At 69.7% G+C, this 14858-nt stretch carries 16 protein-coding genes; 7 read left to right on the top strand and 9 right to left on the bottom strand.

Annotated elements, in window-relative coordinates; translation table 11 throughout:
- The first annotated feature begins 201 nt into the window (after positions 1-201).
- On the top strand, positions 202-414 hold the full coding sequence (locus ACIF80_RS01975) for a DUF4287 domain-containing protein (protein ID WP_399798162.1): 213 nt from the start codon (positions 202-204) through the stop codon (positions 412-414).
- A gap of 90 nt (positions 415-504) precedes the next feature.
- On the opposite strand, the gene ACIF80_RS01970 is transcribed toward ACIF80_RS01975, so the two are convergent.
- Positions 505-771 (bottom strand): exodeoxyribonuclease VII small subunit, encoded by a 267-nt coding sequence (locus tag ACIF80_RS01970; protein WP_399798160.1) that lies wholly within the window; start codon positions 769-771, stop codon positions 505-507.
- Between the two features lie 9 nt (positions 772-780).
- Entirely contained in the window at positions 781-1989 is a 1209-nt protein-coding gene (gene xseA / locus ACIF80_RS01965) for an exodeoxyribonuclease VII large subunit (RefSeq protein ID WP_399798157.1), read from the bottom strand.
- Positions 1990-2179: 190 nt separating this feature from the next.
- On the opposite strand from xseA, the gene ACIF80_RS01960 reads away from it, so the two are divergent.
- Both ACIF80_RS01960 and ppgK read left to right on the top strand, forming a co-directional pair.
- The gene (locus ACIF80_RS01960) at positions 2180-3208 is read left to right on the top strand and encodes a 4-hydroxy-3-methylbut-2-enyl diphosphate reductase (RefSeq protein ID WP_399798155.1); all 1029 of its coding nucleotides are present in this window, start codon (positions 2180-2182) and stop codon (positions 3206-3208) included.
- A gap of 121 nt (positions 3209-3329) precedes the next feature.
- Positions 3330-4076, top strand: a complete 747-nt coding sequence (gene ppgK, locus ACIF80_RS01955) for a polyphosphate--glucose phosphotransferase (protein WP_399798153.1) — start codon at positions 3330-3332, stop codon at positions 4074-4076.
- A 19-nt stretch (positions 4077-4095) separates the two neighbouring features.
- Here ppgK and ACIF80_RS01950 read toward each other — a convergent pair whose 3' ends face one another.
- On the bottom strand, positions 4096-4713 hold the full coding sequence (locus tag ACIF80_RS01950) for a DUF6542 domain-containing protein (RefSeq protein WP_399798150.1): 618 nt from the start codon (positions 4711-4713) through the stop codon (positions 4096-4098).
- A gap of 182 nt (positions 4714-4895) precedes the next feature.
- On the opposite strand from ACIF80_RS01950, the gene ychF reads away from it, so the two are divergent.
- Complete coding sequence (gene ychF, locus ACIF80_RS01945) at positions 4896-5984, top strand: redox-regulated ATPase YchF (protein WP_399798147.1); 1089 nt, start codon at positions 4896-4898, stop codon at positions 5982-5984.
- Positions 5985-6068: 84 nt separating this feature from the next.
- Here the strand turns inward: ychF and ACIF80_RS01940 are convergent, their stop codons facing one another.
- Both ACIF80_RS01940 and ACIF80_RS01935 read right to left on the bottom strand, forming a co-directional pair.
- Entirely contained in the window at positions 6069-6332 is a 264-nt protein-coding gene (locus ACIF80_RS01940) for a type II toxin-antitoxin system RelE/ParE family toxin (RefSeq protein WP_399798145.1), read from the bottom strand.
- Positions 6325-6594: a type II toxin-antitoxin system Phd/YefM family antitoxin gene (locus ACIF80_RS01935; RefSeq protein WP_060180502.1), complete on the bottom strand. Its 270-nt coding sequence runs from the start codon at positions 6592-6594 to the stop codon at positions 6325-6327. The genes ACIF80_RS01940 and ACIF80_RS01935 overlap by 8 nt, the downstream gene beginning before the upstream one ends.
- Before the next feature lie 110 nt (positions 6595-6704).
- Here ACIF80_RS01935 and ACIF80_RS01930 point away from each other — a divergent pair, with 110 nt between their 5' ends.
- Positions 6705-8888, top strand: coding sequence for a DEAD/DEAH box helicase (locus ACIF80_RS01930; RefSeq protein WP_399798141.1), 2184 nt, complete (start codon positions 6705-6707; stop codon positions 8886-8888).
- 243 nt (positions 8889-9131) lie between these two features.
- Here ACIF80_RS01930 and ACIF80_RS01925 read toward each other — a convergent pair whose 3' ends face one another.
- From ACIF80_RS01925 to ACIF80_RS01910, 4 genes are all read right to left on the bottom strand, one after another.
- Positions 9132-9524, bottom strand: coding sequence for a DNA-binding protein (locus ACIF80_RS01925; RefSeq protein WP_399798139.1), 393 nt, complete (start codon positions 9522-9524; stop codon positions 9132-9134).
- Positions 9524-9775 (bottom strand): hypothetical protein, encoded by a 252-nt coding sequence (locus tag ACIF80_RS01920; RefSeq protein ID WP_399798137.1) that lies wholly within the window; start codon positions 9773-9775, stop codon positions 9524-9526. The genes ACIF80_RS01925 and ACIF80_RS01920 overlap by 1 nt, the downstream gene beginning before the upstream one ends.
- A gap of 582 nt (positions 9776-10357) precedes the next feature.
- Positions 10358-11422, bottom strand: a complete 1065-nt coding sequence (locus ACIF80_RS01915) for a tartrate dehydrogenase (RefSeq protein WP_399798134.1) — start codon at positions 11420-11422, stop codon at positions 10358-10360.
- A 70-nt stretch (positions 11423-11492) separates the two neighbouring features.
- Positions 11493-12461 carry a LysR family transcriptional regulator gene (locus ACIF80_RS01910; protein WP_399798132.1) on the bottom strand — a complete coding sequence of 323 codons (969 nt, stop codon included), beginning with the start codon at positions 12459-12461 and terminating at the stop codon, positions 11493-11495.
- 337 nt (positions 12462-12798) lie between these two features.
- Between ACIF80_RS01910 and ACIF80_RS01905 the strand changes: the two genes are divergently transcribed.
- Together ACIF80_RS01905 and ACIF80_RS01900 are read left to right on the top strand one after the other, a co-directional pair.
- Complete coding sequence (locus ACIF80_RS01905; RefSeq protein WP_399798129.1) at positions 12799-14322, top strand: GntP family permease; 1524 nt, start codon at positions 12799-12801, stop codon at positions 14320-14322.
- Between the two features lie 253 nt (positions 14323-14575).
- A complete protein-coding gene (locus ACIF80_RS01900) occupies positions 14576-14785 on the top strand; it encodes a hypothetical protein (RefSeq protein ID WP_399798126.1) in 210 nt (69 codons plus the stop codon).
- The last annotated feature ends 73 nt before the right edge of the window (positions 14786-14858 follow it).

The raw sequence follows: 14858 nt of genomic DNA, 5'->3' as shown, positions 1-14858 counted from the left end.
GTCGGCGCGAAACCCTTAACGAGGAAAACGTTACGACAGAGAAGTTCAAAGTTCAACAAAAAGCGGAATGCGGTGATCTGCTTCACAAGGAAACCGCTTCATGGTGATGCGCGCCACATCGATCCGGCGATCACTTCGCCGGCCGCCCGCGGTCTTCAAGGGCAGTACGCCGCCACTCACCCGGGATGGGACCAACCTGATATGACCGCCACAGCCAAGGGCCCCGCCGGCTACTTCCCGTCGATCGAGAAGAAGTACGGCCGTCCGATCGCGGAATGGAAGGAGCTGATCCGCTCCTCGCCGCTCGTCAGGCACATGGAGCTGGTCGCCTGGCTCAAGACCGAGCACGGCCTGGGCCACGGTCACGCGAACGCCCTCGTCGCCCACACGCTGACCGAGGACAACGCCAAGTAGCCCCGGTCCGCCGGGGCGGGCCGGGGCCCGGTGGACCGGGCGCGGCCGGACCGAGCGTGGGCGGGCCGGGGCCCGGTGGACGGGGCGGGGCTACAGCTCCCCGTCCTCCGCCCGTCCCGCTCCGGCGGTCTCCTCCGCGAGTGCCGCGTCCAGCCGGGCCCGTGCCCCGTCCAGCCGGTTCCGGCACACCTTGGCCAGTTCCTCGCCGCGCTCCCACAGCGCGAGCGACTCCTCCAGCGTCGTACCGCCCGTCTCCAGGCGGCGTACGACCTCGATCAGCTCGTCCCGCGCCTGCTCGTACCCGAGAGCCTCGGCCGCGGCCTCCGCCTGCCCCGTCTGCTCCGTCTTGCTGGTCATCCGCCCACCCTACGCATCGACTCGGACACTGAACTCACCCTCGGACACCCGTGCCCGCAACACCTCACCGGCCTCCACCTCGCCCGGATCACGCACGGCGTCTCCGTCGGCCCGCTGCAGCACGGCGTACCCGCGCTTGAGCGTCGCGGCGGGGGAGAGGGCCACCACGCGCGCGTGCGTGTGCGTCAGCTCGGAGTCGGTCCGGTCCAGCTGGTGCCGCAGGGAGCGCCGGGCCCGGTCGAGCAGCGCGGTGACCTCCTCGGCCCGCCCGTCGATCATCCGGTACGGCGCCTCCATCGAGGGCCGGGCCAGCGCCTGCGCCAGCCCCCGCTCCTCCCGGTCGACGAACGCCTGGACGCAGCGCCGCGCACGGTCGCGCAGCAGCCGCACCCGCTCGTGCTCCTCGCCCACGTCCGGGACGACCCTCTTGGCCGCGTCCGTCGGAGTGGAGGCCCGTACGTCGGCGACGTGGTCCAGGAGCGGGTTGTCCGGCTCGTGCCCGATCGCGGAGACGACCGGCGTACGGCAGTCCGCCACCGTCCGCACCAGCTGCTCGTCGGAGAACGGCAGCAGGTCCTCCACGCTGCCCCCGCCCCGCGCCACGACGATCACGTCCACCTCGTCGACCGCGTCCAGCTCCTTCACGGCCTGGACGACCTGCGGCACCGCGTGCACGCCCTGCACGGCGACATTGCGCACCTCGAAGCGGACGGCGGGCCAGCGGCGGTGGGCGTTCTCCAGCACGTCCCGCTCGGCGGCCGAGGCGCGTCCGCAGACCAGCCCGACCAGCCGCGGCAGGAACGGCAGCGGTTTCTTCCGCTCGGGAGCGAAAAGGCCCTCCCGCGCGAGGGACTTCTTCAGCTGCTCGAGGCGCGCGAGCAACTCCCCGACCCCGACCGGCCTGATCTCGGCGGCCCGCAGCGACAGCTGCCCGCGCGGGGCGTACCACTCGGGCTTGCAGTGCACCACGACCCGCGCGCCCTCGCTGACGACGTCGGCGACGGCGTCGAACACCTGCCGGTAGCAGGTCACGCCGACGGAGATGTCGTGCGAGGCGTCCCGCAGTGTCATGAACACCACCCCGGCGCCCGGCCGCCGCGACAGCTGGGTGATCTGCCCCTCGACCCACACCGCGCCGAGCCGGTCGATCCACCCCCCGATGAGCCGGGACACCTCACCGACCGGGATGGGCGCTTCCGCAGACGTGTTGAGAGCCATGTCGCGAGACTAGTCCGAGCCACCGACATCGCAGGCCACCACCAGGCGCGGCCCCCCTGCCCGTACACCGCCCGCCCATGCGCCCGGTGCGCCCGCACGCCCTGCCCGCCGCCCCCGTGCACCCGGAACCCGGACCGGCCCGGAGCCTCTCCTGGACGCGATCACCGGGCTGCCGGACGTGGCCCTTACGATGGGACGCATGACCGCTTCGCCTGGCCGCCGTGTCCTGCTCGCCGCCCCCCGGGGCTACTGCGCGGGCGTGGACCGCGCCGTGATCGCCGTCGAGAAGGCCCTGGAGCAGTACGGGGCTCCCGTCTACGTCCGGCACGAGATCGTGCACAACAAGTACGTCGTGCAGACCCTGGAGAAGAAGGGCGCCGTCTTCGTCGAACGGACCGAGGAGGTGCCGCCGGGCAACATCGTCATGTTCTCCGCGCACGGCGTGGCCCCCGTCGTCCACGAGGAGGCCGCGCGCGGCCGGCTCGCCACCATCGACGCGACCTGCCCGCTGGTCACCAAGGTGCACAAGGAAGCGGTCCGGTTCGCGAGCGAGGACTACGACATCCTCCTGATCGGGCACGAGGGCCACGAAGAGGTCATCGGCACCTCCGGCGAGGCCCCCGACCACATCCAGCTCGTCGACGGCCCCGAGGACGTCGCCAAGGTCGAGGTCCGTGACCCGTCGAGGGTCGTCTGGCTCTCCCAGACCACCCTCTCGGTGGACGAGACCATGGAGACCGTCGACGCCCTCAAGGACAAGTTCCCCCAGCTGATCTCCCCGCCCAGCGACGACATCTGCTACGCCACGCAGAACCGCCAGCTGGCGGTCAAGCAGATGGGCGCCGAGGCGGACCTGGTGATCGTGGTCGGCTCGCGGAACTCCTCCAACTCCGTGCGGCTCGTCGAGGTCGCCAAGATCGCGGGCGCCCGTGACGCCCACCTGGTGGACTTCGCCGACGAGATCGACGAGGCCTGGCTGGAGGGCGTCTCCACGGTCGGCGTCACCTCGGGCGCCTCGGTGCCGGAGGTCCTGGTCGAGCAGGTCCTGGAATGGCTCGCGCAGCGCGGCTTCGAGGACGTGGAGATCGTCAAGGCCGCCGAGGAGTCCATCATCTTCTCGCTGCCGAAGGAGCTGCGCCGCGACCTGCGCGAGGAGGCGGCGACGCTGGCGGCGGAGCGCGGCGGCACCGGGCCGGGAGAGGCCTCGGCGTCGGCGTAGCGCGCCGCCGCGTGAGGGTCCGGGGGATGTGACGGCGTCACGTCCCCAATCCTCACCCTCTGTCCGATTGGTGACGGCATTTGGTTCGGTGGCCGTTCACGGCCCGGCTTAACGTAGTCCCATGCAGATCTTCGGTGTGGACATCGGCGGGTCCGGGATCAAGGGTGCCCCGGTCGACCTGGACAAGGGGGACCTGGCGCAGGAGCGCTGCAAGGTCCTCACCCCTCACCCGTCCACGCCGGACGCGGTGGCCGACGGGGTCAAGGAGGTCGTCGACCACTTCGGCTGGACCGGCCCGGTCGGGGTCACCTTCCCGGGCGTGGTCACCGACGGCACCACGATCCGTTCGGCGGCCAACGTCGACAAGAGCTGGGTCGGCACCGACGCGCGGGTCCTGCTCGGCGACCGCCTCGGCGGTCTGCCCGTGACCGTGGTCAACGACGCGGACGCGGCGGGCATCGCCGAGATGCACTTCGGTGCCGCGAAGGGCCGCCGGGGCACGGTCGTCCTGCTGACGTTCGGTACCGGCATCGGCAGCGCCGTGTTCGTGGACGGCGTCCTGGTCCCCAACACGGAGCTCGGCCACCTGGAGCTGGACGGCCACGAGGCGGAGAAGCGGGCCTCCAGCAAGGCCCGGGAGGACCACGAACTGACGTGGGAGCACTGGGCACGCCGGGTGCAGAAGTACCTGGCCCACGTGGAGATGCTGTTCTCGCCGGAGCTGTTCGTGATCGGCGGCGGCGTCAGTCGCAAGTCCGAGAAGTTCCTGCACCACATCGAAGGCATCAAGGCCGAGATCGTCCCGGCGCAGCTGCAGAACAACGCGGGCATCGTGGGAGCGGCGATGCGGGCGGCCACGGGCATATAGGCACCGGGTCGCCCGGACGTCAGGCCTGGGCCCGGCTCCGGGCGGCGGCGGTCCGCCGGTTGATCGTACGGATCATGCGCATCCGGCGGCCGAGCACGATCGCACAGGCGATCAGGGTCCCCCCGTACAGCCAGCCGGCCTGGGTGGCGAGTCCCGTCACCATGCCCATGAGCCGGCCTCCGGTCCCGCCGTCGCCTTCGTCGGCGACCGGGACCAGGCCCAGGGCGAAGGCGATCGGGACGACCACGGGTGCGGTGAGCAGGTCCCCCTCGCGCACCCACAGCGCGGTCAGCACGCACACCGGCAGGAACAGCACGCCGTACACGGTCTGGGACATCCCGAACAGCAGCGCGACGAGGAACCCGAGCGTCAGCATCACGAGCCCGCAGAAGAGGCCTCCGCCGAGCCCGGTGAGCCGGGGATTCGGCAGCCGCCGGGCCGCGGGGGAGGGAGCGGGCCGGGGGACCGGCGCGGGCCTGCGCTGTGCCGGACGGGCAGGCCGGGCGGAGCGCGCGACACCGCCCCCGGGGGTCCGCCCCGCCTGCGGAGGCAGTGGCGGCCGGGGTGGCCGAGGCGGCCGGGCCGGCCGGTCGCGTCGCGGTCCGTACTGAGCAGGTCGCGTGCTGTGTTGCTCCACTGGACCAACTTAGGTCTGTTTATGTGCCGAATGGGCCGACGGACACGCCGGGGAGCGAGGGCTGTCCATGCGTTCGATTTGCCGACGGGGTGCGGAGCGGGTACGCCGTAGACTGGTGGATCGGCCCACGCGCCCAGTCGGCCGGTCCTCGTCCCCCACCCTCACGTACGGGAAGTCGCAACGTGTCGCTCACGATCGGAATCGTCGGTCTGCCGAATGTCGGCAAGTCGACCCTGTTCAACGCCCTGACCAAGAACGACGTGCTGGCGGCCAACTACCCGTTCGCCACCATCGAGCCGAACGTCGGCGTGGTCGGTGTCCCCGACGCCCGGCTGGCGAAGCTCGCGGAGATCTTCGGCTCCCAGAAGATCCTCCCGGCCACGGTCGACTTCGTCGACATCGCGGGCATCGTCCGCGGCGCCAGCGAGGGCGAGGGCCTCGGCAACAAGTTCCTGGCGAACATCCGCGAGTCCGACGCGATCTGCCAGGTCATCCGCGCCTTCCGGGACGAGAACGTCGTCCACGTCGACGGCAAGGTCTCGCCGAAGGACGACATCGAGACGATCAACACCGAGCTGATCCTCGCCGACCTGCAGACCGTCGAGAAGGTCCTGCCGCGCCTGCAGAAGGAGTCGCGGATCAAGAAGGACATCGCGCCCAAGGTCAAGGCGGTCGAGGAGGCCAAGGAGATCCTGGAGAAGGGCGACACGCTCTTCACGCACGGCATCGTCCAGGGCAGCGAGCGCGCCGAGCCCCTGCACGACCTGCACCTGCTCACCACCAAGCCGTTCCTCTACGTCTTCAACGTCGACGAGGACGAGCTGACCGACGAGGACTTCAAGAACGAGCAGCGCGCCCTGGTCGCCCCCGCCGAGGCGATCTTCCTCAACGCCAAGCTGGAGGCGGACCTCGCCGAGCTGGACGAGGAGGACGCCATGGAGCTCCTGGAGTCGGTCGGCGCCGAGGAGCCCGGTCTCGCCACCCTCGCCCGCGTCGGCTTCAACACCCTCGGCCTGCAGACGTACCTGACCGCGGGCCCGAAGGAGTCCCGCGCCTGGACCATCAAGCGCGGCGCCACCGCCCCCGAGGCCGCCGGAGTCATCCACACCGACTTCCAGAAGGGCTTCATCAAGGCCGAGGTCATCTCCTTCGCCGACCTCGTCGAAACCGGCTCGGTCGCCGAGGCCCGCGCCAAGGGCAAGGCCCGCATGGAGGGCAAGGACTACGTCATGCGCGACGGCGACGTGGTGGAGTTTCGCTTCAACGTCTGATTGGACGTGGACAAACGGCCTGACCTGCGAGAAAGCAGGTCAGGCCGTTGTGCTGTCCGCGGTAGTCCGCAGAACCTGGAGCAGCTACGTGTCGTAGACCGTGGAGCGGTGTCCGACGTGTACGACCCACGCCACCAGCTCCCCGTTGTCGATCGTGTAGACGACACGGTGGTCGCCTACCCGTAGGCGGCGGCGCTCAGGCCGGGATACGAGTGCGGTGGTGTTGAGGCCGAAGGGGTCGCTTTCCAGCTCTGTCAGTTTGGCCAGGATGCGAAGCGCCATGTCACGCGGGATCTTGCGCAGCTCGGCCTGGGCCTCGGGCCGGAACACCGTGCGGTAGTCACTCACTGCGTGCCAGCGTCTCCCTCATCACGTCCTCGATCGGGACGCCGGCGGCAGGGCTCGCCATGCGCTCGTCGATGATGCGGTTGATCTCGCGCTCTTCCCACTCCTGGTACTTGCGCAGCACCTCGATCGAGACCACGGCGGCGACCTGCTTGCCGCGGCGGGTGATGACAGTGGGCACGTCGTCGCGGTCGGCCCGTTCGACGACTTCGGCCAAGTGGGCGCGTACGTCGCGGATGGACTCTATGGGCAGCGGCTGCGTCATGCCCCAAGGGTACCGAGTGTGCCATGTGTACACAACGTCTGCGGGTCCCGGTCGGCGCTGGGGGCAGCGGTGGCAGTATGCGGGGACAGGGCGAGAGGGGTCGGGGCGGGATGGGGCGCAGTGAGCGGGGGGCGGTCGCCGCGGGAGGGCGGCTGTACGAGGCGGCGCAGGCGGTGGCCGGTGACCACGAGCGGGCTGTCGAGGCGGTTCGGGCGGCGCTGAAGCCGATCTGCGATACGGCGGCGGAACAGGCGCTGGACGCCATCCCAGTGGCCCGGTTGAAGGAGGTCACCGAGGGTCGGCTGAGGCTCGGGGAAGTCGAGAGGAGCGGGCTACGGTCGGTCCGGCAGGTACTCGATGCCGGTTCCTACCGGTTGCGGCAGATTCCTGGCGTGGGGCAGCGGACCGCCGATCAGGTCATCGCGGCGGCACGTCAGATATCTGATGCCGTTCGGGAGACCATAGCCGTCCACATCGACGTGGATCGGCCGGAGCCGCGAACCACCTCACTCGTCATGGCCCTGCATGTGCTGGTGGAAGCGGGCCCCGATGCGCGGCGAGCCGTCGACACGGCCGCGGCTCTCTCGGAGCGGCTCGGTCCGCTGCTGGCCGAGGCCAAGCCGGCCGCCGGGCGGCTGCGGATACTGCTGGTGGGGCAGGCCAAACGAGCTCGGGCGCTGGAGGCCGTTGCAGAGGTCCGCAGGCTGACCGAGGAAGCAGCGCAGGGCGGTGTGCCAGAGCTGTTTGCACAGGCCTCGGTGGATCTGCTGCGCGGTACCTCGACCGAGGCTGCGGCCTGGGTCGACTTCGAGCTGCGTTCCGCCGAGTACTACAGCCTGCTCGCGGAGATCTCCGGCCGCAGACCCGACACTGCCGCTGCCGAGGGGTTCCTGCCCGACGAAGTTGCCGAGCGGGTCCGCGATCAGATGCTGGATGACACTCACCGGCGGGTGTCGCTGCGCGGCTATCAAGCCTTCGGGGCCCGCTTCGCTCTGGCGCAACGCAAGGTGATTCTCGGCGACGAGATGGGGCTCGGCAAGACCATCCAGGCCATCGCTGCTCTGGCTCATCTCGCGGCCGAGGGGCAGAGCCACTTCATGGTCGTCTGCCCGGCCAGCGTTCTGATCAACTGGACACGCGAGATCGAGGCACGCAGCAAGCTGCGCGTGATGCCTCTTCACGGCCCCGACAGGCAGGAAGCGTTCGCCGACTGGAAGGGCCGGGGCGGCGTAGGAGTGACCACCTTCGACGCCTTGCGTGGTTTCCCGGTCCCCGGAGGCGGCGAGCTGGGGATGCTGGTCGTGGACGAGGCGCACTACGTGAAGAATCCGAAGACGCGTCGCTCCCGGGCCGTGACTGAATGGTCCGGGCACTGCGAACGGGTTCTCTTCATGACCGGCACGCCCATGGAGAACCGAGTCGCCGAGTTTCGCAGCCTTGTGCAGATTCTCCAGCCGCACCTGGCAGGGGCTGTCGGTGACCGTGACGGAGTGGCCGGTTCCAAGGCCTTCCGGAAGGCCGTTGCCCCGGTCTACCTGCGCCGCAACCAGCAGGATGTTCTGACCGAACTGCCCGCGCTCCAGCAGACGGACGAGTGGGAGGAGCTGAGCGCGTCGGACGAAGATGCCTACCGTGAGGCCGTGCGCACCGGCAACTTCATGGCGATGCGCAGAGCGGCGTACGCGTGCCCCGAGAAGTCGGCCAAGCTGAACCGGCTGCGCGAGATCGTCGAGGACGCCGCCGAGAACGGGCTGAAGGTGGTGGTGTTCTCCAACTTCAGGGATGTCCTTGGAGCGGTGAAGGACGCGCTGGATGGCGCGCGGAGCAATGGTGGCGGTCAGGTGTTCGGTCCGATCTCGGGAAGCGTGCCGCCCGCCCGCCGCCAGCAGCTGGTGGACGAGTTCGCCGCCGTGCCGGGTCATGCGGTGCTGGTGGCGCAGATCGAGGCGGCGGGGGTGGGGCTCAACATGCAGGCCGCGTCCGTCGTGATCATCTGTGAGCCTCAGATCAAACCGACCATCGAACACCAGGCGGTGGCGCGGGCCCACCGCATGGGGCAGGTCCGTTCGGTGCGGGTGCACCGGCTGCTCACCACCCGCGGGGTGGACGAGCGGATGGTGGAGATGCTGAAGAACAAGACCCGCCTGTTCGACGCGTACGCACGTCGCAGCGCGGTCGCCGAGTCGACACCGGACGCGGTCGACGTTTCCGACACGGCGATGGCCCGCCAGATCGTCGAGGAGGAGCAGGCGCGGCTGGGAGCGGTCCGCGAAGAGTCCGCAGGACACGTGTAAGCGACCGTCGGGACCCCATGCACGCCAACGGGGGAAATGCCTGGTCAGGGCGTTGCATGCGGCTCCGCCGCAGGTCAGGGTCGAGGCTCGGGCATTCCGCTTCAACGTCTGACGAGCCATCGAGGACGTTGCCCGGCCCGCCTCTTGGCGGGTCGGGCGCAGGTTTCTGTCTGCCGGGGCCCTCGTCTCATGAAGTGCTGTGGCCGACGGCCGACCTGGTGGGCGGGGCTGTGGCCGACGTTTTCAGACCTTGACGACCTCTACGGAAGGGCCGCAGAGGAGCACCAGGTCCTCGGGGTCGGAAGTGAGGACGGTGACCGGCGGGGGCGCGTTGCGGGCGATGACGGCGAAGGCGGCGTCGATGGCGTACTTGTGGCCGTGGAGATGATGGGTGCGAAGGAGGGCGGCGGCCTCGTCGGTGACCTCCTTGGTGACGTCGTGAACGTCGACGCGGGAGAGGACCCACTTGATGCGGGCCGGGTGGATCCGCTCGTAATCGGCCTCAAGGGTGGTCATGGCGCTGGTTGCCACGCGGATGCCCTCCTCCGATGCCGCCTGGACCAGAGCCACGACGGTGCGGTCCTTGCGGTAGAGCTTGGAGAGTCCTTCGCTGTCGAGCAGCAGGGTTCCGGGCATCAGGCGGCGGCACCGCCGGCCTGCCGGTGGTCATGGCGCAGCAGCGCGCGGGCGGCCTCGACCTCCTCGCGGGTGAGCTCGTCATTGTCGGTCTCGAAGTCGGCGACGATCTCCCGGAGCTTGTCCATGGCGACCCGTTGTTCGAGGGCTTCGGCGACGTAGGCGGAGAAGCCGCCGGGTCCGACATGGGCGCGTACGGCCTCGGCAAGGTCCTCGGGCAGGCTGATGGAGTACTTTTTACTACCACTCATGGTGCCGATCCTACCGGTGGTCGTAACTCTGTGGGTGCGAATGGTCAGGGCAGCACGGGGGAGGCTGCCCGGTCCGCAGACAGTCCGCAGTACGGTCGTAAACGCTCATCGGCGGCCAACGCAACCAAACGGAGAGCGGGGACGCGGCCGCGGGCGGGACGCGTATCGGCGGTGGAAGGGTGCCGCCCGGTAGGAACCGGGCCACCCCGAAGACCGCGGCGGCCGTCGACTCGGCCGGCTCACGCGCCCACCGGGCCGCAGCCCGGGGCACCTCGTCGCGCGCCGTGTTCCGTGGCAGCCGGCGGGGCGCCAATCAGGACGTGGACCGTGCAGTTGAGCACCCGCCGGCCCGGGCCCCTCTGCGGGCGAAGGATGGAGGGCGGCCCGCGGTCTTGGCGAACAGTCCACAGAGGCTGCCGCCCACTCGCTTCGCGGCCATCCCTGCAGAGGAGCCGCACCGTTCTTCATCTGGAAAGCCTGGATCAGCACGCCCCGCCGGCACCACCAGGGCCTGTTCGACGCAGTCAGCCACGGCCAACCACTCACTCCAACCCTTGCCTGCCCCGCTCCGACAAACCACCGCTAGCCGTGGGCGATGCCCTCGAGTACCAGGCGGGTGAAGTCCTTCGTGCCGGCAGTCCCGCCGAGGTCGGGCGTACGGACGTCGGTGGTGGCCAGCACGGAGGCGAATGCGTCGAAGACCTCGGCGCCGGCCTCGGGGTGACCCAGGTGGTCGAGCATCATCGCGGCGCACCAGATCGCGCCGAGGGGATTGGCGATGCCCTGGCCGGCGATGTCGGGGGCGGAGCCGTGGACGGGCTCGAACATGGAGGGGTACTCGCGCTCGGGGTTGAGGTTGGCCGCGGGAGCGATCCCGATGCTGCCTGCGACGGCGGCTGCGAGGTCGGAGAGGATGTCGCCGAACAGGTTCGATCCTACGATGACGTCGAACCGGGCCGGGTCGAGGACGATCTTTGCGACGAGTGCGTCGATGTGCTCCTGCCGCCAGGTCACGTGCGGGAACCGCTCGCCGGCCTCCCTGACGAGTTCGTCCCAGAACGGCATGGTGTGGACGATGCCGTTGGACTTGGTGGCGGAGACCAGGTGGCCATTGCGCTGCTGAGCGGTGGTGAAGGCGTAGTCGAGGATGCGTTCGACGCCAGGACGGGTGAAAACGGCCTCCTGGACCGCCATCTCGTCGGGGAAGCCGCGGTTGAGGCGTCCGCCGATCTCGGAGTACTCACCCTCTACGTTCTCGCGGACGACCACGAGGTCGACGTCGCTGGTGGCCTTCGCCACCGGGCTCGGCACGCCCTGGAGGACCTTGATGGGGCGCAGGTTCACGTACTGGCGGAACTGGCGACGGATGGGGATGAGGAGACCCCACAGCGAGACGTGGTCGGGCACGCCGGACCATCCGACGGCGCCGAGGAGGATGGCGTCGTGGTGACGGATGCGCTCCAGACCGTCGGCCGGCATCATCGCCCCCTCGGCGAGGTAACGCTCGCAGGACCAGTCGAGCGTGTCGTAGGCGAACGTGAGTCCGTGGCGCTTGCCGACGGCGTCGAGGACGGCGCAGGCGGGCGGCAGCACCTCGGCGCCGATGCCGTCGCCGGGGATGAGGGCGATGCGGTAGCGAATGGTCATGGTCACCATGGAACGCCGGGATGCTCGCGACTGTCCAAGAGCCGTTTGCAGCCTGTCCGATAAGACTCCCCTATCGGTCGCGCCGCGCCGTCCCGGCCGATGTGCGGCGCTGCCGGGTGGTCTCAGTCGTCTGTGCCGCCGGCCCCGGATCGCTGACGTTGCCGGCGCCTTGGATGACGGCGACGAATGCGGCGGCAGCGGGGCTGAGGCGGTGGCGCTGCCAGACCAGGCCCACTTCGAGGGTGTCTTCGACCGCGAGCCGTCGGACGCGTAGCCCGACCGCGTCGGCGAGGGGGCGCCAGGAGTCGGCGACGACGGCCACCCCCAGGCCGCTCAGAACGAGGGGGAGGAGGCCCTCGCGGTGCTCGATCTCGACCGTGATGCGGCAGTCGGTCGCGGCGACGATGGTGTCTGCGATGCGGCGCATTCCCGTGCCCGGCTGGCCGGCGACGAGGCGCAGGCCGGTGAGCTCGCCGACGGCGAGGGGACGGTCGCCGGGCGGAAGGCCTGCGTCGTCACGGGCGACGAGCACGAACGACTGCGTTTCGATGGGCACATGGTTGAGGTCTGCGAACGCCTCGTGAGTGCCGGCCGCGGCGACGATGCCGACCTCGGCGGCGCCCCTGCGAAGGGCGTCACGGACGTCGTCGGGCCGGGCGGCGGCCACCACCGCCACCTGAACGTGAGGGTAGGCGTCGGCGTAGGCGGCGATGAGCCCGGTGAGGGGGCTGACGACCTGGGACGGCATGGAGGCGATGCGCAACTGTCCGCCTCGCAGACCGTCCACGGCCGCGACCGTTTCGCGGGCGACATCGAGGGAGCGGACCGCTTCGCGGGCCGGCGCGACCAGGGCCGTACCCGATGGGCTCAGCACGAGCCCGCGGCCCTGCCGCAGGAACAGACTGGTCCCGAGATCGGCCTCGAGGCGGCGGATGGTCTGGGTCACCGACGGCTGGGCGACGAAGAGATGCTCGGCCGCCCGGTGTGCGCCGCCGTGGTCGACCACGGCCAGGAAGTAGCGCAGCTGTCGTATGTCCAAGCCGTCCATCGCCTTCGCGAGCCTGCGCGGCAGGTACCGGCCCGATCATGTCCAGGGGCGAGTCCCTGACTGGAGTGGGGTGTTCTGGCCAGCGCCGTCTTTCATACCTGCCGTTCGATAAGCGGATGTTATCGGTCGGGCTGCATATGCGTCTTGGACAGCGGGGGTGACCGTCGTCACCATGTACGACACGTCACACACCGCCGACGGGTCCGGCGGCAGTGACCGGTCCGCGAACTCGACGCACCACGCGAGCAGCCGTCCCCGGGGCTACCCGTCGGGCCGGCTCCTGACGGATCTGCACGGACCTGGTGGAATTCTATGAGCGGAGTCTCCCGTGCCCGACGAAGCCCTGCTGTTCCTCAACACGACGATCGCCGTCGTCGGCATCGTCGTCGCGATCACGTGGTTGAGGCTCCCCCCTGTGTTCGCGCTTCTTTTCGGAACTTTCTATCTCGGGCTGACCACCGCGGTCGGGGCGAAGGGCACTCCGGAGGCGGTCGCGGCAGGATTCGCCGACGTCATGGGTGACATCGGCATCCTGGTGACGTTCGGTGTCGTCCTGGGCGCGCTGCTCACGGTGACGAACACGATGCAGCGTCTCGTCGAGACGATGCTCAAGGTCTTCGGCGAGCGCAGCGTCCCGTATGTCTTCGCCGCGACACTGAGCTCGATGTTCACCTCGATCTACTCGGACGTGCTGCTGGTGCTCTCGTCACCGCTCGCGCGCCGGCTGGGGCCGCGGCTGGGCCCGAAGGGCCGCGCCCTGATGGGCGGCTCGCTCACCGCCGGCATCGAAGTGGGTCTGGTGTTCGTCGCGCCCGGCGTCGCCGCTGTGGCCATCGCCGGCATTCTGAACGTCCCACTGGGCCAGATGTTCCTGGTCGGTCTCGCGGTCGGTCTGCCCACGGCGCTGCTGACCATGCTCGTTTTCGCCGCCCTTCTGCGTCTGATGAAGTGGGAGCCGGAGTTCGACGAGGCCGGTGAGGCGGACGAGGACGACAAGTCCCGGCCCGCCCCCGGACAAGCGCACGACGGCCCTGACGGCAATGGTTTCCGCCGCCAGGAGGGCGAGAAGGCGCAGCCCTCTGGAGACGGGGCGACGGTCGGCAGTTCGCCCCGGGCCGCAGCGGCTGTTCAGGATGGTGAGAAGACGACCACCACCGAGTCGCCCGGCGCGGCGCCGGGCGGGGTGCCGCTCGGGGAGAAGGTACGGGAGCCGTCCCTGTTCGTCGCCGTCACACCGGTGCTGTTGACGCTGGTCCTGATCGCAGGCGGAGCACTCGCGGACGCCATGTCCGTCGGCTCGGCGGCGCTCGTGTTCCTGACCGACCCCGTGGTCGCCGTCTTCCTGGGCGCCGCCCTGGCCTATGCGCTGGCGAGCCGCGTCCGGTCCCGGCACGAGATCAGTGGGGCCATCGGCACGGCGCTGACTCAGTGCGGCCCCATCCTCGTGCTCAGCGGCATCAGCGGTTCGCTCGGGTTCGTCATCGAGGGCTCCGGCATGGCCGAGATTCTCGGCAGCGCGTTCTCTTCCGGATTCCTGCCGCCCCTGCTGCTGGTCTGGATCGTGGCGGCTGTGCTGCACATCGCGCTCGGCTCCATCACCGTCGCAGGCATCACCGCCGCGGGTATCCTGGCGCCCATCGCGGGCAACCTCGACACGCCAGTGGTCCTGGTGGCCCTCGCAGCCGGTTCGGGCGCCCTCTTCGTCCCCCACGTGTCCAGCAACTTCTTCTGGATGTTCCAGTCCCTGCTCGGGTTCTCCACCCGGGGGACCATCAAGACCCACACCATCCCGATGACGCTGGCCTCGCTCATCTCGCTGCCCATCGTCCTGGCGATTTCGGCTTTCCAGTGACAGGAGCAGCTCCCGTCTTCCAGCGGGCACGAGTCCCACGATGGACCTCGAACGTATGGTCGTCATGCATCGGCCGAGCGTTCCCGAAGATCTCCCACACCCGGACCGGGTGTGGGAGCATGCCGTGACCAGGGCCCTGCTGGAGTGCGGTTGGGCTGATGTTCGTCCGGACGGGAACAGCCTGTATTACCGCGGGGCCGGGGATGGTGGCGAATGTGGCGCCTGCCGGAGGACCGGGCGGGAGGTGCATCGGGTGGCTCAGGATGCGGAACCGGACCTTCGTGAGCTGATCACGGCCCGCAGGGACGAACTCGAGGTGCAGGCAGAGAAGTTGAGCCAGCAGCTTCAACAGGTGCGCGATGACCTGGAGGAGCTCGCCGTTGCCGAGCGGGTCGCACGTCGGCTGGCCGAGCGGGGCTGGCTGCGCAAGCCGGCCGACGGGAAGTTCACCACCACGCTGTGAACGGGTCTCGCCACCCACAACATGCCGTTCAGGCCGTAACGTACTTTCCTCCGGCGGCAGTTGGTGTGGTAAG

This window comes from Streptomyces sp. NPDC085927, from assembly GCF_044540975.1.
Lineage (GTDB): Bacteria > Actinomycetota > Actinomycetes > Streptomycetales > Streptomycetaceae > Streptomyces > Streptomyces hirsutus.
The sequence above is the reverse complement of the archived record's forward strand: the minus strand, read 5'-3'. Positions and strand labels throughout refer to the sequence as shown.